The 23,397-nt window shown below is 64.6% G+C and carries 27 protein-coding genes and 1 tRNA gene; 12 read left to right on the top strand and 16 right to left on the bottom strand.

Translation table 11 applies throughout. The annotated features are described in order from the left end of the window. Nucleotides 1–226: 226 nt before the first annotated feature. Together rplS and trmD are read right to left on the bottom strand one after the other, a co-directional pair. A complete protein-coding gene (rplS, locus tag P8R33_RS07925; protein WP_278328437.1) occupies nucleotides 227–595 on the bottom strand; it encodes a 50S ribosomal protein L19 in 369 nt (122 codons plus the stop codon). 12 nt (nucleotides 596–607) lie between these two features. After that, on the bottom strand, nucleotides 608–1,333 hold the full coding sequence (trmD, locus tag P8R33_RS07920) for a tRNA (guanosine(37)-N1)-methyltransferase TrmD (protein WP_278328436.1): 726 nt from the start codon (nucleotides 1,331–1,333) through the stop codon (nucleotides 608–610). 56 nt (nucleotides 1,334–1,389) lie between these two features. Between trmD and P8R33_RS07915 the strand changes: the two genes are divergently transcribed. Next, the gene (locus P8R33_RS07915) at nucleotides 1,390–2,304 is read left to right on the top strand and encodes an NAD(P)/FAD-dependent oxidoreductase (protein WP_278328435.1); all 915 of its coding nucleotides are present in this window, start codon (nucleotides 1,390–1,392) and stop codon (nucleotides 2,302–2,304) included. Here the strand turns inward: P8R33_RS07915 and P8R33_RS07910 are convergent. The 6 genes from P8R33_RS07910 to P8R33_RS07885 form a co-directional block, all read right to left on the bottom strand. After that, nucleotides 2,301–3,035 (bottom strand): DUF5818 domain-containing protein, encoded by a 735-nt coding sequence (locus tag P8R33_RS07910; protein ID WP_278328434.1) that lies wholly within the window; start codon nucleotides 3,033–3,035, stop codon nucleotides 2,301–2,303. The genes P8R33_RS07915 and P8R33_RS07910 overlap by 4 nt on opposite strands. Before the next feature lie 33 nt (nucleotides 3,036–3,068). Then, complete coding sequence (gene rimM, locus P8R33_RS07905) at nucleotides 3,069–3,554, bottom strand: ribosome maturation factor RimM (RefSeq protein WP_278328433.1); 486 nt, start codon at nucleotides 3,552–3,554, stop codon at nucleotides 3,069–3,071. Between the two features lie 9 nt (nucleotides 3,555–3,563). Continuing rightward, entirely contained in the window at nucleotides 3,564–4,043 is a 480-nt protein-coding gene (gene rpsP / locus P8R33_RS07900) for a 30S ribosomal protein S16 (RefSeq protein WP_278328432.1), read from the bottom strand. A 34-nt stretch (nucleotides 4,044–4,077) separates the two neighbouring features. After that, on the bottom strand, nucleotides 4,078–5,574 hold the full coding sequence (ffh, locus tag P8R33_RS07895; protein ID WP_278328431.1) for a signal recognition particle protein: 1,497 nt from the start codon (nucleotides 5,572–5,574) through the stop codon (nucleotides 4,078–4,080). 218 nt (nucleotides 5,575–5,792) lie between these two features. Continuing rightward, nucleotides 5,793–5,868: transfer RNA gene (locus P8R33_RS07890), tRNA-Ala, on the bottom strand. Between the two features lie 90 nt (nucleotides 5,869–5,958). Next, a complete protein-coding gene (locus P8R33_RS07885) occupies nucleotides 5,959–6,303 on the bottom strand; it encodes a TIGR02300 family protein (RefSeq protein WP_067689751.1) in 345 nt (114 codons plus the stop codon). Between the two features lie 175 nt (nucleotides 6,304–6,478). Between P8R33_RS07885 and aroA the strand changes: the two genes are divergently transcribed. The 7 genes from aroA to P8R33_RS07850 all read left to right on the top strand — a co-directional run bounded on the left by aroA (nucleotide 6,479) and on the right by P8R33_RS07850 (nucleotide 13,214). Continuing rightward, nucleotides 6,479–7,768: a 3-phosphoshikimate 1-carboxyvinyltransferase gene (gene aroA / locus P8R33_RS07880; RefSeq protein ID WP_278328819.1), complete on the top strand. Its 1,290-nt coding sequence runs from the start codon at nucleotides 6,479–6,481 to the stop codon at nucleotides 7,766–7,768. Beyond that, entirely contained in the window at nucleotides 7,765–8,034 is a 270-nt protein-coding gene (locus P8R33_RS07875) for a CBU_0592 family membrane protein (RefSeq protein ID WP_278328430.1), read from the top strand. The genes aroA and P8R33_RS07875 overlap by 4 nt, the downstream gene beginning before the upstream one ends. Next, on the top strand, nucleotides 8,031–8,657 hold the full coding sequence (cmk, locus tag P8R33_RS07870; protein WP_278328429.1) for a (d)CMP kinase: 627 nt from the start codon (nucleotides 8,031–8,033) through the stop codon (nucleotides 8,655–8,657). Before P8R33_RS07875 ends, cmk begins: the two co-directional genes overlap by 4 nt. An 87-nt stretch (nucleotides 8,658–8,744) precedes the next feature. Next, entirely contained in the window at nucleotides 8,745–9,365 is a 621-nt protein-coding gene (locus P8R33_RS07865; RefSeq protein WP_278328428.1) for a YSC84-related protein, read from the top strand. A gap of 312 nt (nucleotides 9,366–9,677) precedes the next feature. Next, nucleotides 9,678–11,381: a 30S ribosomal protein S1 gene (gene rpsA / locus P8R33_RS07860; protein WP_278328427.1), complete on the top strand. Its 1,704-nt coding sequence runs from the start codon at nucleotides 9,678–9,680 to the stop codon at nucleotides 11,379–11,381. A gap of 98 nt (nucleotides 11,382–11,479) precedes the next feature. Continuing rightward, nucleotides 11,480–12,235: a hydroxyacylglutathione hydrolase gene (gloB, locus tag P8R33_RS07855; RefSeq protein ID WP_278328426.1), complete on the top strand. Its 756-nt coding sequence runs from the start codon at nucleotides 11,480–11,482 to the stop codon at nucleotides 12,233–12,235. Between the two features lie 4 nt (nucleotides 12,236–12,239). After that, nucleotides 12,240–13,214: an NADPH:quinone oxidoreductase family protein gene (locus P8R33_RS07850; RefSeq protein WP_278328425.1), complete on the top strand. Its 975-nt coding sequence runs from the start codon at nucleotides 12,240–12,242 to the stop codon at nucleotides 13,212–13,214. A 63-nt stretch (nucleotides 13,215–13,277) separates the two neighbouring features. On the opposite strand, the gene P8R33_RS07845 is transcribed toward P8R33_RS07850, so the two are convergent. The 8 genes from P8R33_RS07845 to P8R33_RS07810 all read right to left on the bottom strand — a co-directional run bounded on the left by P8R33_RS07845 (nucleotide 13,278) and on the right by P8R33_RS07810 (nucleotide 20,072). Then, nucleotides 13,278–13,844, bottom strand: coding sequence for a F0F1 ATP synthase subunit B family protein (locus P8R33_RS07845; protein ID WP_278328424.1), 567 nt, complete (start codon nucleotides 13,842–13,844; stop codon nucleotides 13,278–13,280). Further along, on the bottom strand, nucleotides 13,837–14,331 hold the full coding sequence (locus tag P8R33_RS07840) for a F0F1 ATP synthase subunit B family protein (RefSeq protein ID WP_278328423.1): 495 nt from the start codon (nucleotides 14,329–14,331) through the stop codon (nucleotides 13,837–13,839). The genes P8R33_RS07845 and P8R33_RS07840 overlap by 8 nt, the downstream gene beginning before the upstream one ends. Before the next feature lie 85 nt (nucleotides 14,332–14,416). Further along, nucleotides 14,417–14,644, bottom strand: coding sequence for a F0F1 ATP synthase subunit C (locus P8R33_RS07835; RefSeq protein ID WP_040964046.1), 228 nt, complete (start codon nucleotides 14,642–14,644; stop codon nucleotides 14,417–14,419). A 40-nt stretch (nucleotides 14,645–14,684) separates the two neighbouring features. Further along, the gene (locus tag P8R33_RS07830) at nucleotides 14,685–15,473 is read right to left on the bottom strand and encodes a F0F1 ATP synthase subunit A (protein ID WP_278328422.1); all 789 of its coding nucleotides are present in this window, start codon (nucleotides 15,471–15,473) and stop codon (nucleotides 14,685–14,687) included. 54 nt (nucleotides 15,474–15,527) lie between these two features. Then, nucleotides 15,528–15,848, bottom strand: coding sequence for an AtpZ/AtpI family protein (locus P8R33_RS07825; protein ID WP_278328421.1), 321 nt, complete (start codon nucleotides 15,846–15,848; stop codon nucleotides 15,528–15,530). 326 nt (nucleotides 15,849–16,174) lie between these two features. Next, nucleotides 16,175–16,579 carry a YdbL family probable chaperone protein gene (locus tag P8R33_RS07820; protein ID WP_278328420.1) on the bottom strand — a complete coding sequence of 135 codons (405 nt, stop codon included), beginning with the start codon at nucleotides 16,577–16,579 and terminating at the stop codon, nucleotides 16,175–16,177. Next, the gene (locus tag P8R33_RS14795; protein WP_347569042.1) at nucleotides 16,579–16,842 is read right to left on the bottom strand and encodes a YnbE family lipoprotein; all 264 of its coding nucleotides are present in this window, start codon (nucleotides 16,840–16,842) and stop codon (nucleotides 16,579–16,581) included. Before P8R33_RS14795 ends, P8R33_RS07820 begins: the two co-directional genes overlap by 1 nt. Then, nucleotides 16,839–20,072 carry an intermembrane phospholipid transport protein YdbH family protein gene (locus P8R33_RS07810; protein WP_278328419.1) on the bottom strand — a complete coding sequence of 1,078 codons (3,234 nt, stop codon included), beginning with the start codon at nucleotides 20,070–20,072 and terminating at the stop codon, nucleotides 16,839–16,841. Before P8R33_RS07810 ends, P8R33_RS14795 begins: the two co-directional genes overlap by 4 nt. A gap of 55 nt (nucleotides 20,073–20,127) precedes the next feature. Here P8R33_RS07810 and radC point away from each other — a divergent pair, with 55 nt between their 5' ends. The 4 genes from radC to pyrF all read left to right on the top strand — a co-directional run bounded on the left by radC (nucleotide 20,128) and on the right by pyrF (nucleotide 23,397). Then, nucleotides 20,128–20,841: a RadC family protein gene (gene radC / locus P8R33_RS07805; protein ID WP_278328418.1), complete on the top strand. Its 714-nt coding sequence runs from the start codon at nucleotides 20,128–20,130 to the stop codon at nucleotides 20,839–20,841. Between the two features lie 112 nt (nucleotides 20,842–20,953). Further along, the gene (gene purB / locus P8R33_RS07800) at nucleotides 20,954–22,264 is read left to right on the top strand and encodes an adenylosuccinate lyase (protein WP_278328417.1); all 1,311 of its coding nucleotides are present in this window, start codon (nucleotides 20,954–20,956) and stop codon (nucleotides 22,262–22,264) included. Between the two features lie 72 nt (nucleotides 22,265–22,336). Next, nucleotides 22,337–22,726: a superantigen-like protein SSL4 gene (locus P8R33_RS07795; protein ID WP_278328416.1), complete on the top strand. Its 390-nt coding sequence runs from the start codon at nucleotides 22,337–22,339 to the stop codon at nucleotides 22,724–22,726. Next, a complete protein-coding gene (pyrF, locus tag P8R33_RS07790) occupies nucleotides 22,723–23,397 on the top strand; it encodes an orotidine-5'-phosphate decarboxylase (RefSeq protein ID WP_278328415.1) in 675 nt (224 codons plus the stop codon). Before P8R33_RS07795 ends, pyrF begins: the two co-directional genes overlap by 4 nt.

The following is a 23,397-nucleotide window of genomic DNA, read 5'->3' as shown; positions in this document are numbered from 1 at the left end:
AACCATGCCTAATTTGGCCTTAAGCGCGCTTCCTTAAATCCCGTTAAGACGTGGCGCGGCACACAGGCATGGACGTCGCGGGGCCGAATTTCCGGCTCACAGGCCCCGCGGCGGCAATATCGAAGGGAGGCCAAGTCCGGCCTCCTCTTACGATCCCCACGCAAAAGGGCGGCACCCACATCGGGAGCCGCCCTTTATTCGTTGCGCTGCTCGCGGTGAGGCCCGCTTACGCCTTGGGCGCGTTGTCGCGACGCTCGGCGATACGGGCGCGCTTACCGGTGCGGCCACGCAGGTAGTAGAGCTTCGCGCGACGCACGATGCCGCGGCGGACCACGGTGATGCTGTCAACGATCGGGCTGTAGAGCGGGAACACACGTTCCACGCCTTCGCCGAAGCTCATCTTGCGGACGGTGAAGTTGCTGCCCATGCCGCGGTTGGAGCGGGCGATGACGACGCCTTCGAAATTCTGGACACGCTCGCGGGTGCCTTCGACGACCTTCACGCCGACGCGGACGGTATCGCCTGCGCGGAATTCGGGAATGTCCTTGCCGAGGTTTTCGATCGCTTCGGCTTCGAGCTGCTGGATCAGGTTCATGGCCTGTATTTCCTACTTCTTTTGCCGCGCGCCAGAGGCAGGTCGGTCCCGAGCGTCACTGTAACGCTCCCAAAGGTCCGGCCTGCGTAACCGTGTATCTTCCTCGCTCCTGGCCTTGCGCCATGCAGCGATTTTCGCATGATCCCCCGATCGCAGCACTTCAGGGATCGTGCGCCCTTCCCATTCCTGAGGTCGGGTATATTGCGGGTATTCCAGGAGGCCGTCCTCGAACGACTCCTCATGCCCGCTGTCGGGCGCGCCCATTACTCCGGGAAGCAGGCGAATGCAAGCGTCGAGAATCGCCAGCGCGGCAGGCTCTCCGCCGGATAGCACGATATCGGCCAAGCTGACCTGCTCGATCTGCGGATAGTGCTCGAACAGGCGCTCGTCGAAGCCCTCGAACCGGCCGCAGACGATGGCGACGCCGGGGCCGGAGGCGATCTCGCGAATGCGTTGCTGAGTGATAGGTTTCCCACGCGGCGTCATGGCGAGAATGGGCCTGCCCTCGCCAACGCTTTGGATAGCCCGCCCCAGCACATCCGCCTTCAACACCATGCCTGCCCCGCCGCCCGCGGGCGTGTCGTCGACCGTGCGATGCTTGTCCGTGGCAAAATCGCGGATCTGGACGGTCTCGCACGACCAGTCCCCCCGTTCGAGCGCCTTGCCCGCCAGCGACACGCCCAGCGGTCCGGGAAACATCTCGGGATAGAGGGTCAGGATGGTGGCGGCGAAAGTCATTGGGCGAGCCATTAGCCCCGCGGGCACCGATTTGCCATCCCGCGCGTTGCGGCTGCATGGATGTGGACGATTGCATTATCGTGGGCGCTGGCCCGGCCGGGTTGACTGCCGCGATCTATCTCGCGCGCTACCACCTTTCGATACGCATGTTCGATTGCGGCACCAGCCGCGCGAGCTGGATTCCGACGAGCCACAATCACGCCGGCTTTCCCGACGGCATCCACGGCGAGGATCTGCTCGACCGCATGCGAGAACAGGCGGCGAAATACGGAGCACGGCGTGAGCCGAAGCGCGTCACCGATCTGGCGAAGGACGGCGACACCTTCATCGTCACCTGCGACGACGAGACCTATCGCGCGCGCTCCGTCCTGCTGGCGACCGGCGTGGTCAACAACCGACCCGAGGGCATCGACGACCAGCTGCACGACGAAGCGCTGGCACGCGGCCTCATTCGCTACTGCCCGGTCTGCGACGGCTACGAAGTCACCGACAAGCGGGTCGGCGTTATCGGCACGGGCGAGCACGGCACCGCAGAAGCACAATTCCTGCGCGGTTACACTGCCGACCTGACGCTGATCTCTCCTCATGGGGACCACGACTTGTCGGACGAATGCTCCGCCGCGCTGGACGACGCCGGGATCGCGCGTGTGGCGGGGCCGTGTGGCGGCTTCGAAATCGCAGGCGACAAATTTGCGGTGGAGACTTCACAGGGGCGCATGGAATTCGATTCCATCTACCCTGCCCTCGGCTCTGTCGTTCGCTCGGGCCTGGCGAAATCATGCGGCGCGGAAGTGACCGACAAGGACTGCATCATCGTCGGCGATCACATGGAAACCAGCGTACCAGGCCTCTTCGCCGCCGGGGATGTCGTCCTCGGCCTCGACCAGATCAGCCACGCGATGGGTCAGGCCGGCGTCGCCGCGACGACGATCCGCAATCATCTCGCCGACGAAAAGCCGCTCCGGCGCTAACCGCATCTGACGAAGACGACGCCATCACCCGCTATCGTTGCGGAGCCGATCGTCAGGGGATCGTAGGCTGCGTCGGTCGCCGGGCGCAGGATCGCGACACCGTCAGGTCCGCGCGCTTCCATCGGCAGGTCCTGCCGCGGCTCGTCCAGATCGAGCCGGGGGTAGTTACCGAGAATGATCGCCGCATCATTGTCATGCCCTTCGATCTCCGCCTCGAGGACCAGCGCGCCCGGACTTTCACGGATGGCGAAATCCGGACGGACGCAATCCGCGTCGACGCCCTTGGCGACCCACTCTCCGGTGAGATAGTCGGCGGTCAGCGCAATTCCGCCAGCCCTCGCCGGATCGCGGTCGCGCGCAGGAGGCTCGGCCTTTCTTATGTCCTGAACGATAAGCGTCCCCTGCCCCTGCTGGCAGAAGCTGGCATCGGCAATTTCGCCCGTAATGGACACATAGTCGCCCGCTGAGAAATCGGCGTCGCCCATTGTGAACGACCAGAGTTCGCCGTCTGGAGTGGTCAGGGTCGCGCATTCGACCCCGTCACCGATGCGGCCCTGTTTGGTCACGAGCGCCGGTTGGCCCGACGGCCGGGTGCCGGCGGCCGGATTGCCGGTATAATCATTTTTGTCAGGGGCAGACGCCGGATCCGGTTCGCCCGCGCCGCTGCAGGCTGCGAGGGAAAGGGACGCTGCGATAGCGAGAATGCTCTGCAATCCGGGTGTCGTCGTCATGCCGTTTCAACGACACGCCAACCGTGGATGTTCCTAATCCATGAAGTCCGGATTGATCGTCAGCGTAAGATGATCCCAGCCGGGCACGGCCTGCTTGGTCAGCGGAACCATGAATTTCTTGCCGTCGGGCTTCTCTATCTCGACGATATCCGTCGCGCCGAAATTCTCGACTGCGCAGACCGTGCCGACCGCTTCGCCCGTATCGGTGACGACGGCGAGGCCGACGAGGTCGGAGAAGTAGAACTCGCCCTCGTCCAGCTCCGGCAGCGCTTCGCGCGGCACGCAAAGGGCGGTGCCCCGCAACGCTTCCGCCGCGGTCCGGTCCCGGACCTCGGCAAAGCGCGCGATGGCACCGCCCTTGTTGTCGGAGCGGACCTTCGACAGTGTCAGGGCGCCGTCGTTGAAGCTCTTGTGAGCTTTCAGGGCATCGAGCCCCTCGCCCAGCAGCTTCAGGCGGACTTCGCCCGCCACGCCATGCGCGCCGGTGACGGCGGCGAGCGTGAGGGGCTTGTCCGGCATCGAAGTGGCTTACTCGGCCTTTTCTTCGGCTTCGTCGGCGGTTTCCGCAGCGTCCGCAGCGGCACCGTCTTCGGCAGCGGCGTCTTCGGTTGCTGCTTCTTCAGCAGGAGCGTTGGCTTCTTCTTCGGCAGCCTTGGCGGCTTCAGCGGCTTCGGCTTCCTTGGCGGCCTTTTCCTCGGCGCGTTCCTTGGCGGCTTCGCCCGGCTCGCCCTTCTTCGGGTTGTTCTTCGGCGCGCGCTCGAGGATGCCGGCGGCATCGAGGAAGCGGTGGACGCGATCGCTCGGCGTGGCGCCGACGCTCAGCCAGTGGCGGGCGCGGTCTTCGTTGAGCTTCACGCGCTCGCCCGAATCCTTCGGCAGCATCGGGTTGTAGGTGCCGATCTGCTCGAGATACTTGCCGTCACGCGCAGCACGCGAGTCGGCAACGACGATGCGGTAGTAGGGGCGCTTCTTCGCGCCGCCGCGGGAAAGACGGATTGCAACTGCCATTTGATATTACCTTTCGAATGTAAACGTCTGAAATCTATTTCTTGTCGAGGAGATCGCGGAGTTCGGGCGGGAGCGTGGAGGGATCGACTCCCGGCCCCTTGCCGCCGCCCATTCCGGGAAGGCCGCCGGCCGCACCGCCCGGGCCGCCGAGGCCCGGCATCGCGGCTCCCATGCCCCCGCCGCCGAACAGCGCGCCGAGGCCCTTGAGGCCGCCCATTTTCTTGATCTGCTTCATGGCGCGGGACATCTCCTGATGCATTTTCAGAAGCTTGTTCACGTCCTGCACCTGCGTGCCCGAACCTGCAGCCACGCGCTTCTTGCGCTTGGCGTTCATCAGCGCGGGGTTCTTGCGCTCCTTCGCAGTCATCGAGCCGATGATCGCGTCCATATGCAGCAGCACACGGTCGTCCATGCTCGATGCCGCCATCGCCGCCTTGGCTTTCTTCATGCCAGGCATCATGCCCGCCAGCATGCCGAGGCCGCCCATGTTCTGCATCTGCTTCAGCTGCATGCGCAGGTCGTCGAGGTCGAACTGACCCTTCGCCATTTTCTTGGCGAGCGCTTCGGCCTCGTCCTGTTTGATCGTCGCCGCGGCCTTTTCGACCAGCGATACGACATCGCCCATGCCGAGGATGCGGCCGGCGACGCGCTTGGGATCGAAGGCCTCGATCGCGTCAAGCTTCTCGCCCGTGCCCGCAAACTTGATCGGCTTGCCGGTGACATAGCGCATGGAAAGCGCCGCACCGCCGCGGGCATCGCCGTCCATGCGGGTCAGCACCACGCCGGTCAGCGGCACTTCGCCGGTAAAGCTCTGCGCGACGTTGACCGCGTCCTGGCCGGTCAGACTGTCGACAACCAGCAGCACTTCGGTCGGCGCGGAGACGCCGGCGATCGCCTTCATCTCGGCCATGAGCGCTTCGTCGACATGCAGGCGGCCCGCGGTGTCGAGGAGCAGCACGTCGGCGCTCTGCAGCTTGGCGCTGTCCATCGCGCGGCGAGCGATGTCGACCGGCTGCTGGCCCTCGACGATCGGCAGCGTCGCGACATCGACCTGTTCACCCAGCACCTTGAGCTGTTCCTGCGCAGCCGGGCGATTGACGTCGAGCGACGCCATCAGCGCTTTCTTGCCGTGCTTCTCACGGATCAGCTTGCCGAGCTTGGCCGTGGTCGTGGTCTTACCCGAACCTTGCAGGCCGACCATCATGATAACGACCGGGGGCTTGGCGTTGAAGTTGAGCTCGCGATCCATGGGATCGGCATCCTCGCCGCCGCCGAGCATCGCGGTAAGCTCGTCGTCGACGATCTTGACGACCTGCTGGCCGGGCGTGACCGATTTCAGGACGTCCGAGCCGATGGCCTTTTCGGTGACCGCATCGATGAAGCGGCGCACCACCGGCAGCGCGACGTCGGCTTCGAGCAGCGCGATACGGATTTCGCGCATCGCCTCGCGCACGTCGCCTTCGCTCAGCGCGCCGCGCCCTTTCAGGCGGTCGAAAACATTGCCGAGGCGGTCGGACAGACTGTCGAACATGCCTACTTCTCCTTCCAATGGTCACCCATTGGATTAAACGCAAAAATCGCCGGCGGACGAGAACTCGTCGGCCAGCGTGGGGAATTCCCCGATGAAACCCAAACTGTTTGCCCGGGTGTGGTGGAAGCAAGCCGCAGCCGTCGCCACGACCTGCTACCATCAAACCCCGACTGCGGATTTTCCGTTTATAGGCCACTACGGGCCAACAGACGGTGAAATGGTGGAGCCTAGCGGGATCGAACCGCTGACCTCTACAATGCCATTGTAGCGCTCTCCCAGCTGAGCTAAGGCCCCGAGCCATTTCGAAAGACATGCCCTGGGAGGCATGTCACCCTTGCGGGAAGCGCCCTTTATAAAGAGGCTCCCCGCATTGCAACAGCTAATTCAGCTTTCATCCGCGTCGTCGTCGTCGCCCTTGGACTTGGTTTCGACGCCGAGATCGTCGTCGCCGCCGAGGTCGACTTCGTTGTCGGGCGAATCGTCGTCCTCGTCGATGTCGATGTCCAGATCGTCATCATCATCGTCGCCGCCCAGATCGCTGTCGGCCTCGCCCTTCTTGTCCTTCTTCTCTTCCTCGGCGAGGATCGGCTGCTTGGACTTGAGCACGGGTTCGGGCGTCCACTCTTCACCGCATTCGATGCAGGTGACGGGATCGTCCTTGTTCAGATCGTAGAAGCGGGTGCCGCAATTCGGGCAGGTCCGCTTGGTGCCCCATTCAGGTTTGACCATGTGTAATCCTTGGATTGCCGCCCCCTCGCCGCTGCGCGGAGGCCGTGAATTCGTATATGTATTGATGGGTACCTGCTGGGCAGGAATCAACAGCGCGCGCGCCTTGCCAGAACAGGTATGCGCTGTCAAAGCGCCGCCTTCATATGGATACGCATTCGTGACTGCCCACCGCTTCATGCCTTCGGGCCCGCTGACCGGCCGCATCCGCGTGCCGGGCGACAAGTCGATCAGCCACCGCGCGCTGATGTTCGGCGCGCTGGCCGTCGGGCGCAGCCGCATTTCTGGCCTGCTGGAGGGCGAGGACGTGCTCGCCACCGCCGCCGCCCTGCGCGCAATGGGCGCGACAATTGAGCGCGACGGCGAAGACTGGGTGGTCGACGGCGTCGGGATCGGCACGCTGCTGCAACCCGAACAGGCGCTCGACATGGGCAATTCGGGCACCTCGACGCGGCTGCTGATGGGCCTCGTCGCCAGCCACGGGATCACCGCCGCCTTTACCGGCGACGGCAGCCTTTCGAAGCGCCCGATGGGCCGCGTCATCGATCCGCTCTCGATGATGGGCGCGAGTTTCACGCCCTCGCCCGGCGGCACGCTGCCGCTGATGATGGAGGGCATGCAGCCCGCCGTCCCGATCGAGTATCGCCTCCCGGTCGCCAGCGCGCAGGTGAAGAGCGCAGTGCTGCTGGCGGGCCTCAATACACCCGGCACGACCACGGTGATCGAACCGGTCCCGACGCGCGACCACACCGAGTGCATGCTGCGCGGCTTCGGTGTCGATGTGCAGGTCGAGGAGGTGGACGGCGAGAAGCGCATCTCGGTGACCGGTCCGGTCGACATAACCCCGTGCGACATCGTCGTCCCGGGTGATCCGTCATCCGCCGCTTTCTTCGCCGTCGCGGCCAGCATCGTGCCCGGCAGCGATCTCGTCATCGAGAACATCGGCCTCAACCCGACGCGGAACGGCATCTTTCGCGTCCTCGAGCAAATGGGCGCAAATATCGACTATCTCCACGAACGAGAAGTCGGCGGCGAACCGGTCGCGGACCTGCGGGTGCGCCACGCGCTGCTGAAAGGCGTCCAAGTCGATCCGGCCATCGCGCCGAGCATGATCGACGAATTTCCGGCGCTGTTCGTCGCCGCCGCGCTGGCGGAAGGGACGACCGTCACGAGCGGCCTCGAAGAATTGCGCGTCAAGGAAAGCGACCGGCTCTCCGCTATGGCTGCGGCGCTGACAAGCTGCGGTAGCGATTTGCAGGAGCGGGAGGATGGCCTGCTCATCAAGGGAAGCGGCGGCAAACCCCTTTCCGGCAGCGGCCCTGTGACCACACATCTCGATCACCGTATCGCCATGAGCATGGCGGTTGCCGGCCTTGCGAGCGACAATGGCGTCGAAATCGACAGCACCGAACCCATCGCGACGAGTTTTCCGAACTTCATCGACCTGCTCTCGGAGGCCGCGGGGTGACCGACCTCGATATCTATTCCTTCATCGGCTTCATCGGCACCGCGTGTATCATCGGCGCCTACGCCTATCTCACGCTGAAAGAGGCGCCGAACCCCTTCGTCCTGCACGGCACCAACCTCACTGGCGCAGGCTTGCTCACCATATCGCTCTTGGTCCACACCAATTGGCCAAGCCTGGTGCTCGAAGGCTTTTGGGCCGCCATCGCCCTGGTCGGTATCGCCAAGGCCATCCGCACGGGCCGCAAGGGGCAGGAGCGGGAAGCATGATCATTGCCGTCGACGGCCCGACCGCCTCGGGCAAGGGCACCATCGCCATGGCTCTCGCCGCCCACTTCGGCCTGCCGCACCTCGATACCGGTCTGCTCTACCGCGCGGTCGGGTACCAATGCGCGCAGGATGGCGGCGAGCCGAACTCGCTGGCCGATGCGCTGGCCGCCTGCGCCTTCCCCGACAGCCTGCTCGACAACCCGGAACTGCGGAGCGAGGCGGTCGGTGCGCTTGCCAGCAAGGTTTCGGTCCATCCCGCCGTCCGCAAGGCGCTGTACGAACGCCAGCGCGCCTTTGCCGAGCAGGACGGCGGCGCGGTCCTCGACGGGCGCGATATCGGGACGGTCATCGCGCCCGACGCGGATGTGAAGCTGTTCGTCACCGCCAGCGTCTCCGCGCGCGCCCAGCGCCGCTTTGCCGAAATGCGCTCGCAGGGGCGCGCAGTGACGCTGGAAGACATCACCGCCGATATCGCCCAGCGCGACGCGCGCGACATGAACCGCACCGACGCACCGCTCAAGCCGGCCGCCGATGCGCTGATCTTCGACACGACGAATTTCGGCAAGGACGAAGCGATCGAAGCTGCCATCGAAGCGGTCGAGGAGCTAGCCCGGAAATCTTGATCGAGGAAACTCGGAACATCGATTGTGGCGAAACATTGGCATGACATCGGCAAGGTTTTTGCCGTCATGAAATACAGGGAAGCCGACATGAAACATTTCACACTCATCGCTCTCGCCGGCGCGCTGGCCGCGTGCGGTTCGAACCCCACCGATCAGGAAGAAACGACGCCCGAAGAACAGGGCCAGATGACCGAAGACGCGACGCTCGACGACAAGGCGATGGCTGCGCTCGAACAGTGCCAGCAGGTCGAGCCGACTTGCGGCGACGGCGACAGCTATCTGGTGTTCCCCGATGTTACGTCGGTGGCACTGGGCGTCGGTGGTGAAGGCGGCGAAGGTGCGCTGATCCGCGGCGGTCAGGTCGTCGACTATTACAACATGGGCGAAGCCAGCATCGGGCTCCAGGCGGGCGCTTCGGCTGCATCCTATGTCTTCAAGCTGGGTGGCGAAGAAGCCATGCAGGAACTGGAAGATGGTGAATGGAGCATCGGCGCGGAAAGCGCGATCGTGGTCGCCAATGCCGATGCGAATGCTGCCGCCGAAACCGCAGCCGACGATGGCAGCGTGCTCTACGTCTTCAACGCCGAAGGCCTGATGGCCGATGTGAGCGTCGATGCCATGCGCATCTGGAAGGACGAAAATTCTGCAGAGGACGAAAACATGGAAACCGGCATGACCGGTGAAACCATGGAAGACAGCGAGTACTGATCCAGCGGATCATACCGACAGAACGGGGCCGGACCATTCTACAGCAGATGGTCCGGCCCTTGTTCGTTTCGGTCCGATATCGCGTCACTCGTGCAGGGGCGGAGAGCCCTTGCCAATTTTAGGGTTTTCGCATATTGGCGCGCCCGTTCTCACAATCTCTGGATTGAAGGACCTTCGCGGCGGCATCCGGCCTCGCGGAGAACACGGCCCTCTTGCCCCGTACGGCCCGCGCGATGGTGCGCAGGCAGACGGAGAAAGACCCGGGGTAAACCCCGTGGCCGGTAGCAAAACGAACGTCAGGACTACTCACATATGGCAACTGCAGCCAATCCCACCCGCGCCGATTTCGAAGCGATGCTCAACGAGCAGCTCGGCGGCGCTGACGAAGGCGGTTTCGAAGGCCGTGTCGTCAAGGGCACCGTCACTTCCGTAGAGAACGGTTTCGCCCTCATTGATGTCGGCCTGAAGAGCGAAGGCCGCGTCGACCTCAAGGAATTCATGCGCGGCGAAGGCGACGAAGCGCCCAAGACCGGTGACGAAGTCGAAGTCTATGTCGACCGCGTCGAGAACGCCGACGGCGAAGCCATGCTGTCGCGCGACCGCGCCCGCCGCGAAGCCGCCTGGGACAAGCTGGAAAGCGAGTTCGGCGAAGGCAAGCGCGTCGAAGGCCGCATCTTCGGCCGCGTCAAGGGTGGCTTCACCGTCGACCTCGACGGCGCCGTGGCCTTCCTGCCCGGCAGCCAGGTCGACATCCGCCCCGTTCGCGACGTCACCCCGCTGATGGACATGGCCCAGCCCTTCCAGATCCTCAAGATGGACCGCCGCCGCGGTAACATCGTCGTCTCGCGCCGTGCGGTTCTGGAAGAGACCCGCGCCGAACAGCGCAGCGAGCTGATCGACAAGCTGAGCGAGAACGAAGTGATCGACGGCGTGGTGAAGAACATCACCGATTACGGCGCCTTCGTCGATCTCGGCGGTATCGACGGCCTGCTGCATGTCACCGACATGAGCTACAAGCGCGTCAACCACCCCAGCGAAATGATCGAGATCGGCCAGACCGTGACCGTGCAGATCATCCGCATCAACGAAGATACCCAGCGCATCAGCCTAGGCATGAAGCAGCTGGAATCGGATCCGTGGGATGGCGTTTCGGCCAAGTACCCGGTCGGCATGAAGCTGACGGGTACCGTGACCAACATCACCGAATACGGCGCATTCGTCGAAATCGAGCCGGGCATCGAAGGCCTGGTCCACGTTTCGGAAATGAGCTGGACCAAGAAGAACGTCCACCCGGGCAAGATCGTCTCGACCTCGCAGGAAGTCGAAGTCATGGTCCTCGAAGTGGACAGCGAGAAGCGCCGCATTTCGCTCGGCCTCAAGCAGGCCCAGCGCAATCCGTGGGAAGAGTTCGCAGACAAGCACCCGGTCGGCTCGAAGGTCGAAGGCGAAGTCAAGAACGCCACCGAATTCGGCCTGTTCATCGGCCTCGACGGCGACGTCGACGGCATGGTCCACATGTCGGACATCGCCTGGGGCATCTCGGGTGAAGACGCGCTGGCCCTGCACCGCAAGGGCGAGCAGGTCGAAGCCGTCGTGCTCGACGTCGACACCGACAAGGAGCGCATCAGCCTCGGCATGAAGCAGCTCGAAAAGGGTGCGCCGACCGAAGCCGGCGCTTCGGGCAGCCTCCGCAGGGGCGAAACCGTCACCGTCACCGTTCTCGAAGTCCGCGATGGCGGCCTCGAGGTGCAGGTCGGCGAAGACGGCGCGACCGGCTTCATCAAGCGCAGCGACCTCGGCCGCGACCGCGACGAGCAGCGTACCGACCGCTTCCAGGTCGGCAACAAGGTCGACGCTATGGTCACCGGTTTCGACCGCTCGAAGAAGCCCAACTTCTCGATCAAGGCGCGTCAGATCGCAGAAGAGAAGGAAGCTGTGGCACAGTTCGGTTCGTCGGATTCGGGCGCATCGCTCGGCGACATCCTCGGCGAAGCGCTGAAGAAGAAGGAAGACTAAGCTCTTCCTTCCCATTTCAGGGTAATCAGGATGGCCCGCTTGCTCATCAGAGCAGGCGGGCCTTTCCTAGTTGGGCCGGGCGTCCTACACTCCCGGCCATGCTGCAAGTTCACCAGTTCCCGTGCCTGTCCGACAATTACGGCTTCCTCCTCCACGATCCCGACAGCGGAGAGACTGCTGCGATCGATACGCCCGATGGCAAGGAGTATTTGAAGCAGGCCGAGGCCAAAGGCTGGCGGATCACTCAGATCTGGAACACGCACTGGCATCCCGACCATGCCGGCGGCAACAAGGACATCGTCGAAGCGACAGGCGCGACCGTTATCGCCCCGCAGGAGGTCGACAAGCTCAGCCCGATCGACCGCGTCGTCGGCAATGGCGACAGCGTGTCGCTGGGCGAATGGACCGCGCGCGTGATCGACGTGTCGGGCCACACGAACGGCCACATCGCCTATCACCTCGCCGATGCCGACATGGCCTTCGTCGGCGATAGCGTGTTCGCGCTGGGCTGCGGGCGCATGTTCGAAGGCGAGGCGGAGCAGTTCTGGAACAGCCTCGATCGCATCAGGCAATTGCCGGAGAACACCCAGCTTTATTGCGCGCACGAATACACGGCGGCCAATGCCAAATTCGCGCTGCACGCCGATCCCGACAATGCCGAGCTGCGGCTCTACGCCGCGCAGGTCGAGGAGAAGCGCGCCAAGGACGAGCCGACCGTGCCGACGGTGCTTTCGCGCGAGCTGGAGACCAATCCCTTCCTGCGCGCCGACGACCGCGCCATGCGTGACCGCTGGGGCGGGAGCAGCCCGGCGGAAACCTTTGCGGCCCTGCGCGCGGCGAAAGACAATTTTTAAGGCGATGCGGGCGCTCGAAGTCAGCGCGCTGTCCGACGACCTGTCCGGCGTCGCGCTGGTGGAGCGGGCGCGGCCTGCCCCTGCGCCTGGCGAAGTGCTGGTGCGCGTGCGCGCTGCCTCGCTCAACTACCCAGACCTGTTGATGACGCAGGGCAAGTACCAGTTCAAACCCGAGCTTCCGTTCGTCTCCGGCCTCGAAATGGCGGGCGAGATCGTCGAGGCTGGCCCGGACAGCGGCTTCGCGGTCGGCGACCGGGTGATGGGCGGCGCGAAGACGGGTGCCTTCGCCGACTATATCACCCTTCCCGCCACGTCTTTGCGAGCGGTGCCAGAGGGGCTGGATTACCGGCAGGCAGCGGCGATGGGCGCGGCTTATCACACTGCCTATGTCGCGCTGGTCGAGCTGGGCGATCTTGAGGCAGGCCAATCGGTCCTGGTGCACGGTGCGAGCGGCGGAGTGGGTCTCGCGGCTTGCGACCTCGCAAAGGCTCTGGGTGCTAAGGTCATCGCCGCCACTCACCGCGAAGACAAGAGCGAGCCGCTCGAGCGCATTGTGCAGCCCGAGGCGGTGATCCTCAACACCGGCCGGTTCCGCGAGCAGGTCGTCGAGCTCACCAACGGGCGCCTCTGCGACCTTGTTTACGACCCCGTTGGCGGCGATGTGTTCGACGAGAGCACGCGCTGCGTGACCTTCGGCGGCAAGCTGCTGGTAATCGGCTTCGTTTCCGGCCGCATTCCCGAAATCGCCGTCAACATCCCGCTGATGAAAGGCTTCTCCGTCGTCGGAGCCCGCGCCGGGGAATATGCGCGACGTTTCCCCGACCGCGCCGAGCGCATTGCGGCGGAGATCGACCGGCTTGCCAGCGCCGGCGCCATCACCCCGCATATCGACCGCACCCTGCCCCTGGAGGATTGGCGCGAGGCCTTCGAGGCTATGCAGCGGGGCGAGATCATCGGGAAGGTCGTGCTCCAACCCTGAACCAAACGAAAAGGGCGGCCCCGCAGGACCGCCCTCTCGAATTCACTATCGCGACGGGGCCGATCAGATCCCCGCGATCACCTTGTCGGCCAGCGCGCGATCGGCTTCGGCGTCGTGCTTCTCGGCGATCAGCTTGCGGCTCGCCTGCGTGGCGGCAGTCACCGCACGGTTGCGGACATCCTCGACTGCTTCGCGTTCGGCAGCGGCGATCTTGTCTTCGGCCATGCGCTTGCGTCGCTCGACCATCGCCTTGCTGTCTTCTTCGGCCTTCACGAGCAGGGCGTCGGCTTCGTGCTGGGCGTTCTCCAGCATGGCTTCGGCGTCCTTCTCGGCACTGGCGATCTTGGCGGCATATTCGTCGCGCAGCGCCTCGGCTTCGGCGCGAAGCTGCTTGGCTTCGTCGAGCTGCTCCTTGATCGCGGCGATCTTGCCGTCCAGGCCGCCCGCAATGGTCTTGTGCACCTTGGCGCCGAACAGGGCGATCAGGATCAGGACCAGCATCGAGATAGAGACCCACTGATAGGGCTCGAGGCCCCACAGCGAGGGTTCGGAATGCTTGGCAGCACCCGCATCGACTTCGACGACGGCTTCGGGCTCGCCCGTGGTCAGCGGCTGGGGAGTGTTAGCCATGGATCATGGCCTCCTTCACGGCCTTGGCAGCGGTCGGCTTGGTCACCTTCACGCCCGCAAGGGTGGCGACGATGTCCTGCGCCGCTTCGACCGCGACCGATTCCACTTCCGTCAGCGCGGCAGTGCGCGCTTCGGCGATGCGGGTTTCGGCATCGGCCAGCTTCTTGTCGAGCCGGGTCTGCGCGGCTTTCAGCCGGCTTTCGGACGTGGCAGCCGCCTCGTCCTTGGCCTTGGCAACGATCGCCTGCGCCGCAGCACGGTTTTCGTTTTCCTTGACCCGCCAGGCTTCTTCCTCGGCGTCGGCCGCATCGCGCGCGGCCTTGGCAGCAGCCAGGTCGCCCGAGATCTGCGAGTCGCGCTGAGCGACCGTATCCATCACCTTGGGCACCATGCCCCGGCCGATGACGAAGAAGGTGATGCCGAAGAAGATCAGCAGCCAGAAGACCTGGCTGGACCATGTTTCGGCAAGCTGTGCTATCTGTGGCATGTCAGCTCTCGATTAGCGGGACCGCAAGAAATCATGCGGCCGGTCGGTGCTCTTGCGCCGACCGGCCGGATCGATCCGTTTCGTCTTAGGCGACGAAGATCAGGATCATGGCAACGACGAACGCCAGCAGGCCGAGAAGCTCGGCGGCGGCGAAGCCGATGAACAGGCGGCCCTGCTGGCCGTCGGCAGCGCCGGGGTTGCGCAGCGCGCTTTCGAGGAACGAACCGAAGACGTTACCCACACCGATGGCGGCCATGCCGGCACCGATTGCAGCGAGACCGGCACCAACCAGCTTTGCAGCTTCTACTTCCATGACAAACTCCTTTGGGAAAACAGATAATTGCGTTGAAGACTTAGTGGAGATGCTCTGCATCGTTGATGTAGAGCGAGGTCAGCAGGGCAAAGACATATGCCTGGATGCCTGCGACCAGAATTTCGAGGGCGCTGATGCCGATCATCAGAATGAAGCTCGGCAGGCCGACAAGGGCGCCGAAGCCGAGGCCCGCATTGGTGCCGTCGATCACGAAGCTCGACAGCACTTTCAGCAGCACGTGACCCGCCATCATCGCGACGAACAGACGCAGCGCGAGGCTGAAGGGGCGCACCATGAAGGAAATGAACTCGATCGGCGCGATCACCGGGACCATCGGCAGCGGCGTGCCGTGCGGCACGAACAGGCTGAAGAAATGCAGACCGTGCTTCCAGAAGCCGACCAGCAGGACGATCGAGAAGCTGATGATCGCCAGCACGCCGGTAACGGTGAAATGGCTGGTGAAGGTGAACGGGTGAATGCCGACGATGCCGAGCGGGAGGAGGCCCAGCAGGTTCGCGACCAGGATGAACATGAACAGGCTGAACACATAGGGCACGTATTTGCGCCCTTCCTTGCCGATGTTCGCTTCCAGCATGTTGTCGATGAAGCCGGTGAAGGTTTCCACCATCATCTGCCAGCGGCCGGGCACGAGCTCGCGCTTCATGCCGCCGAGCACGAAGAGGAACAGCACCACGACGGTGACCAGCATCCACATCGCGCTGTTCGTGAAGGCGATGTTGAAGCCGGCGAGTTCCCAGCCCTGCGTGCCCGCGATCGGTTCGATCGCGAACTGCTTCATCGGATCGACTTTGGCCTGTTCGGCTGCCACGTCTAAGTGTCCCTCAAGTCCTATGAACAGCGCCCCGAAATCCCGCTTGCGGGATCATTCATCGGGACGCTTGTTTGCCGCGCGGATAATGTTCCTGAAGGCCACGATTATTCCGAGGAACAATCCTACCAACAGACCCCAGGGCGATGTGCCGGCAAACCAGTCTACGGTCCACCCGATCACCGCGCCGCCGAGAATACCGCCCAGAAGGTCAGCCAATACCCGGTTGCCGGAGCGATAATTCGCATCCGCACCCGACATTTTCGGCTGGTTACGCTGATTTTCGCGCTGCTGGGCGGCATTGAGCCGCTGTTCCAGCGCGTCGATCCGCGCATCCTCCTCGATGGTCTCTCGTGCAGGCTTGTCGTCGCTCATGCCAGGCTCCTTTGAAGGGGGTTGCGCGGCACGGGCACGGACTTGCCCGCCGAGGGCGCCGCCCCCTTAGAAGGGGGGCATTGGGGAGTCAACATGAAGAGGGTGGGAAAAGGGGAGGTTTTGTGGGGTGCGGTCAGAAGATCCGTCCCGACCTTGCCGTTCCGTCCCTCGACCCCACCGGAGCCTTTGTTGGGTGCGGTCAGGAGATCCGCCCTGACCTTGCTGTTCCGCAAGCGTTCGACGGATGTCGACGGCGCAACTAACAAAAATCTGCGTGGGTCGGTGCCGCTAAGGAAAGCGCGGATGTGCTTACCGCACGCAACAAACTAGGGACAACGCGAATCCCGCATGGGCGGTGCGCTCGTGCGGGTTTCCCAGCTACCGCTAGGCGCTTGATACTTTTCTCCGGGCGAAGTCGCAAGGATCGCCTGACAACCGGCGGTCAGGGCATATTCTTCCAGCGTCGCATTGGTCGCCTTTGCGCGCTCGGCGTAAACCGCGCGGCGCTTGATGTTGATATCGTTGACGAGGCGCTGGAGCTCCGGCGTGCTCGCACCGACGATGCCGAGGTAGCCGTCCATCTTCTCGCCTACCTGTCCGGCGGAGCGCGCGGCGGCATAGGCGGGATCGCGCTGGGCGAAGGCCGGGGTCGCGAGGCCGCCGATGGCGGTCGCGATGGCGACGCCTGCCAGCAGGCCCTTGGAAATTCGCTTGGTCATCATGTCATCCATCAGAAAATATCCGCATTCTCTTCGATCGTATTGCCCGCGTCTTCCGCCAGGCGATAGATCACTTCCTGCCGGATGTTGACGTTCAGCTCGATCACGATCGGCTCTTCGGGCGCATTCACCGTGATGCATCCTGCCAGACCGAGCGGAACGAGCGCTACCACCGCCATCCGTGCGAACCTGCGTGCTTTGCAATCCCCCTGCATCGCAAGGCTTGTCGCAGCGCGCGCGCGGTCCGTCAATTTGCCGTTTGTCATAGCGCTCATTCGCTTTCCTGCTGCTGAATGGTGGGTTCATCGGGGACGAGGTCCGCCGGGTCGATATCGGGTTCGGCTTCCTCGCCGGTGATGCTGCGTCGCAAGAGGCGCTCGCCGTCGTCGGACAGCAACCCCAGCTCGCGCGGATCGCGCACGGCAGACGGATCGTAGAGCGCCTTCATGCTCGTCAGCAGCTGGTAGAACTGCGCCCGAATGTTGATCCGGAACTGCAGCGGCAGCGCGGCGAGGCGCTTGGTGATGAAGTTGGACGAGGCACCCTCGCCCTGGCTGACCCCGTCGAAGCGCACGCGCGTGACGATTTCGCCCGTCAGCGGCCCTTCCATCACCACGCGCATCTGGCGGTAATCGAGGCTCTTCAGCGCATCGAAGGCGAAATTGGCGATCGGCGATAGGTCTTCGTAGGTCAGTTCGCCGACATAGGAGATATTGCCGCCGGGCTCGCGGGAAATGAGCACGCCTGTATCGATCCGCCCATTGCCGTTGGCGTCGAAGACGATGGGAACGGTGCCGTCGAACTTGCCCGTCGCGGAGAGGTTTTCCAGCTCCATCTGCGCCACGAATTGCGCGGCTTCGAGGCCGACGATCTCGAAGATGTAGCGCCGCTCCTCGCTTGCCCCGATATTGAAGTCGACATCCCGCAAATAGAGCTGGCCGCCCATGAAGGGCCAGCTGCCCCCTGCCACGGCGAGCACCTCGCCACCTCGCAATTCGAATTCGACCTCGCCATCGAGTACTTCGATCCCCGGATTGACCGCAGCGACGCGCAGCCGCTGGTTGGGCGCGGTGGTCAGGCCGAGCAGATCGGTGAACCGGATCGTCCCGCTGGCGCCAGTCACCGGCCCGAAGGCGGCTGCGAAATCGAGGTCTTCGGTGAAGAAGCTGCCGGTGCTGGTCACTTCGCCAGCGGGGGACCAGTCGATCCGGCCTGTGCCTGTTACCACCCCATCGGCATTGGCTACGACGCCCAGGGCAAGCCGTGATAGCTCGTCCGGCTGCAATTGCCCGTCGAACAGGATGCCCGGAATATCGAGGTCGGCATAACCCGCTCCGCTCGACAGATCGTGGCGAATATCGACTTCGGTCACCACCCGGTCGCTCGCCGGGTGACGCAGGACGGCATTCGCGTCGATCACATTGTCGACTAGCGTCAAGCGCGCGTCGCGGGCGTCGAGCGGCTCGAAGCGCGCGTCAGCCTGCCGGTCGAACAGGCGGAAGACGCCGTCCGAGATGGCCAGCGCGCCATTGGCATAGGACCAATTGCCGCTGGTATTCCTGATATCGAGCGGAACGGAGGCCAGCGCGACTTCGGCGTCGTCGAAGGTCCCGGCGATATCCCTGCCGAAGCGCGCGGTGAGATCGCTGATGCGGAAGCGGCTCGCCGTGTCTGCCGGCCCGAGCGATATGTCGAGTGCGCGTGCCGTCATGACGCCGGGATAGGCCAGCCCCACCGGCCCGCTCGCGATGCGGATCGGGGTCTCGCCGAGGAAGCCTTCGAGATCGAGAGCGCTCGTGCCTGCCGCGACCCGCAATCCTCCGGGACCGCTCGACACGATGGATCGACCGCTGGCCGGGCAGATGGTCAATCCCTTCCGCTCGAAGCGAAGATTGGCGAGTTCGAGCCGGTCGAAAGCGATCGGCGTGCAGCTGTTCCACAGCGCCAACGATCCGCCGGACTGCCACCGTCCGTCGACCGGGATGCGCAGGTTCTCGGTCGCGCCGCCGGGCAGCGGGCCGGAGGCCTCGACCCGACCGGCAAAGCGGACGACGCCATCGGGGGCCTGGAACACATTCAGCTGCGGAATGGCCAGAGCCGAGTTTCCGGCCGTGTATTGCTCCATCGACAGGCGGAAGACCGAAGCGCCGCGCGACGATTGCTCCATCCGCCCGTTGATTCGCGGCATGCCGGTGCCGCCGGTCGCGATGTTGCCTGACAAACGCGGTGCGCCGCCGCCCTCCGTGCCATATTCGAAGCGCGAGAGCGATACGACGCGCTCGCCGCTGCCACTCGACAGCTGCGCGGACGGGAGGATCAGTGCGAGGTTGTCGCCGGTGCTGCGAAAGCGGAAATCGGCTTCCAGCGCGCTGCCCCTGGCCTTGGTCTGCAACGCTCCCGCGATCTGCCGGACGATCGGCTCCACCAGTGTCCCGTCGCCGACCTCGGCCAACGACTGGAAGGAAGAAAGCATTTGCGCGCCCGGGCGCAGGCCATTGCCTTCGAGACGACCCTCGAGCTGAACACGCTCGAAATCGGAGCGCAGGCGTCCCTGCCCCTCGAGCGAGAGGATCGCGGCCAGCGCTTGGGGGCTTTCGATGCTGCGACCGACCAGTGCATAGCGGACCGACACTGTCTCCCCCGGAACGCTGGCGCGCACCGTCCCCGTGACGCCATCCGCCGAATAGTCGGCGAGGCGCGTAGCTCCGCCTTCGATACGTGCTGCCAGTTGCGCGCCGGAAAGTTCTCCGTCCAGCGAGGCGTCGAGTTCGAAGTCGTAATCCGCAAGGGCCAGCCCGGTGTCCTCGCACGCCAGCCGGCCAAAGCGCACCGGCCCACTGAAGCGCGGTTGGCCGCCGTCGGTCGTCACATCGCCATAGGCCGTGGCACCGGTCGCGGCGCACCCGCCGAAGGCAAGTTCGGGCGCACTCGCAGCGATGATCCCGGCAAAGCCATCGTCCAGCTGGCCCGCGCCTTCGACCTTGAGGCCGACAGGGCCGTAATCGGTTTCCAGCAATCCCCGCCCGTCCTCGACGGCGACATTCAGCGCAGGCAGTCCCGCCGGCTCGTCGCTGTCGCTAAAGATCGCCGGGTCGAGCGCACCGAAACTCAGCTCGCCATTGCGATAGGTTCCGAACAGACGCGGACGCACCAGCCTCACCGAAGCGATTTCCGGCAAGCCGAGCCGGTGGCGCAGGCGAACCACGACCCGCTCGACAGTCAAATCCGGTGCGTCCGGATCGCCGACCACGAGGTTGGAAATTATCTGCGTGCGCCCACCGACCCGCTCGATTTCATAGGTCGCTTCCAGGCCGTTAGCGGCGAGCTGGTCGGCGACGAAATCCTCGGCGATGCTGTAGCGGCTGAACCACGCGACGAGCAGCGCGGCGACGGCGAGCAACGCCAGCGTCGCAGGCACCATCCAGCGTTTCTTGCGCCAGCGCGGACGCAATCGGGCAGGCTGCGCCCCTTCCTCGCCCAAATCGTCGATGCCAGCGCTTGCCATTGCGGCACACTTGCGCGCAAGCCGCGCCAAAGGCAATGCAAGTAATTGAATCGAAGTGACGGGGTTTCGCTTGCCGGAGAATAGTAAATCAGCGGCGAGCCACGCCGGGGCCGGCCATCGTGAGCGGCTGCGCCAGCGGATGCTGACCGGCGGTGCCGAAGCCCTCGCCGATTACGAGCTGCTTGAGTATCTCCTCTTCGCCGCCTTCCGCCAGGGCGATACCAAGCCGCTCGCCAAGCGCCTGATCGCGCATTTCGGCTCGTTCTCCGCCGTTCTCAACGCCGAGCTGGGCGCGCTGAAGCAGGTCAAGGGTATGGGCGAAACCAGCGCGGCGGCGCTCCACTCGGTCGCGCTGGCCGCCCGCCGCATGACGCGTGGCGAAGTCGAGAACAAGCCCGTGCTCGGCAGCTGGCAGGCGCTGCTCGACTATCTCGCGGTCGACATGGCGCATCTCACGGTGGAGCGCGTGCGCGTGCTCTATCTCAACACGCAGAACCGCCTGATCCTCGACCATCATGTCGGCGACGGCTCGATCGACGAGGCCGCGATCCACCCGCGCGAGGTGATCCGCAAGGCCTTCGACATCGGCGCGACCGCGCTGATCCTGGTGCACAACCACCCGAGCGGCAATCCGGAGCCGAGCCGCGCCGACATCCAGATCACCCAGCGGATTGCCGAAGCCGGCCGCCTGCTCGGCGTGACGGTGCACGATCACGTGATCGTCGGGCGCAGCGGGCATGTCTCGCTGCGCGCCAAGGGATTGATCTGACCCAGACAAGCTTGTTCGCCAGTTCGTGTCGCTTCGCACCCTTGCGCAATATTGTCTCCGCGCCTAGCGGCTGCGGCGCATCCTCCCGCCATTCCAAACCGGAGCCCCGCCCATGGTCCCCCGTTACGCCCGCCCCGACATGACCGCCCTGTGGGAGCCGGAAGCGAAATATTGCATCTGGTTCGAAATCGAGGCGCATGCGACGGAAAAGCTGGGCGAGCTGGGTGTGGTCCCGAAGAGCGCGGCGAAGGCGCTGTGGGACTGGTGGGCGACCGATCCGAAGATCGATGTCGAAGCGATCGATGCGATCGAAGCGGTGACCAAGCACGACGTGATCGCCTTCCTCACATGGGTGGCCGAGAATGTCGGCGAGGAAGCGCGCTTCATGCATCAGGGCATGACCAGCAGCGACGTCCTCGACACCACGCTGGCGGTGCAGCTGGCGCGCGCGACCGATATCCTGCTCGCCGATCTCGACGACCTGCTGGACGCCATCAAGCGCCGCGCGGAAGAGCACAAGTTCACGCCGACCATCGGGCGCAGCCACGGCATCCATGCAGAGCCGGTGACCTTTGGCCTGAAGCTGGCGCAGGCCTATGCCGAATTCGATCGCTGCAAGACCCGCTTGCTCGCCGCCCGCGAGGAAATCGCGACCTGCGCCATTTCGGGCGCTGTCGGAACTTTCGCCAACATCGATCCCCGCGTCGAGGAATATGTCGCAGAAAAGCTGGGCCTGAAGCCGGAGCCTGTCTCCACCCAGGTCATCCCGCGCGATCGCCATGCGATGTACTTCTCCACCCTCGCGGTCATCGCCGGGAGCATCGAGCGGCTGGCCGTCGAGGTGCGCCACCTGCAGCGCACCGAAGTGCTCGAGGCCGAGGAGTTCTTTTCCAAGGGCCAGAAGGGTTCGAGCGCGATGCCGCACAAGCGCAACCCGATCCTGACGGAGAACCTCACCGGCCAGGCGCGCATGATCCGCGCCTATGCCCTGCCAGCGCTGGAGAACGTGGCGCTGTGGCACGAGCGCGATATCTCGCATTCGTCGGTGGAGCGTTTCATCGGTCCGGACGCGACGATCACGCTCGACTTCGCACTTGCGCGCCTGACCGGCGTGGTCGACAAGCTGCTGGTCTATCCCGAGCGCATGCAGGCGAACATGGACCGCATGGGCGGCCTCATCCATTCGCAGCGCGTCTTGCTCGCCCTTACCCAGAACGGCGTGAGCCGCGAGGATGCCTATCGCCTCGTCCAGCGCAATGCGATGAAAGTGTGGGAATCGGACGGCAGGCTGATGCTGCTCGACCTGCTCAAGCAGGACGAGGAAGTGACTGCCGCCCTGTCGCATGAGGAACTCGAGGCGCGCTTCGATCTCGACTACCACTTCAAGCATGTCGACACGATCTTCGCGCGGGTGTTCGGCTGAACCCTCTCTCTGGACGGGCGCGCTCTCGCGGCCTAGCACTATAGCAAAGGATACATCGGGAGCCGAACCACAATGCAGATCGTCCGCACCATCGTCTGGGTCCTGCTGCTTTTCGCCCTGCTCGCGTTCAGCTTCTTCAACTGGAAGCCGGTGGAGGTGCAGATCTGGTCGAACATCGTGCTGGAGACGAAACTGCCGGCGCTGGTGATCGTCGCCTTCCTGCTCGGCCTCATTCCGATGTGGCTGATCCACCGGACGGCGAAGTGGCGCATGACCCGCCGCGTCAACGCGCTGGAGGCGGCGACCACGCGCATGGCCGCGCCGAAGAGCGATGCTCCCGATGCGAGTCCCGCCACCGGTCACGCCCCCGCTCCCGCCACAAGTCCCGCCACGACGCCGCGTAGCGACTTGCCGCCCGAACCTGCCAATCCCGTCGATCCGGAACCCAAGAGCCCGCGATGAGCAATCCCGTCTATCTCGCCCTCGACGTCCCGCGCCTGCGCGAAGGGATCGACCTTGCGAAATCCGTCAAGGGCCATGTCGGCGGGATCAAGCTGGGGCTGGAGTTCTTTTGCGCGCACGGGGCGCACGGGGTGCACATGATCGGCCAGCTCGGCCTGCCGATCTTCCTCGATTTGAAGCTCTATGACATCCCCAACACCGTCGCCGCCGCGATGCAGGCGATCCACGTGCTGGAACCCTCCATTGTCACCGTCCATGCGAGCGGCGGGCGGGCCATGCTGGAAGACGCGAAGGCCGCCGCAGGCGAGCACACCAAGGTGGTCGGCGTGACAATGCTCACCAGCATGGACGACCGCGATCTCGAACGCACCGGCATCCAAGGCAGCGCGCACGATCACGTGATGCGGCTGGCGGAACTGGCGCAGGACTCCGGGCTCGACGGCATCGTCTGTTCGGGCCAGGAAGTGAAGGCCGTGCACGACCAGTGGAAGGACGGCTTCTTCGTCGTCCCCGGCCTGCGCCCGGCCGGTGGCGCGGCCGGCGACCAGAAGCGCGTCGTCACACCCCGGCAAGCGCGCGACGACGGCGCCAGCGTGCTCGTGATCGGCCGCCCGATCAGCCGCGCGGACGATCCCGTGCAGGCCGCGCGCGACATCGAAGCGACGCTCTAG

The organism is Qipengyuania flavescens, from assembly GCF_029688735.1.
Taxonomy (GTDB): Bacteria; Pseudomonadota; Alphaproteobacteria; order Sphingomonadales; family Sphingomonadaceae; genus Qipengyuania.
This window is presented reverse-complemented; position numbering and strand designations above follow the sequence as displayed.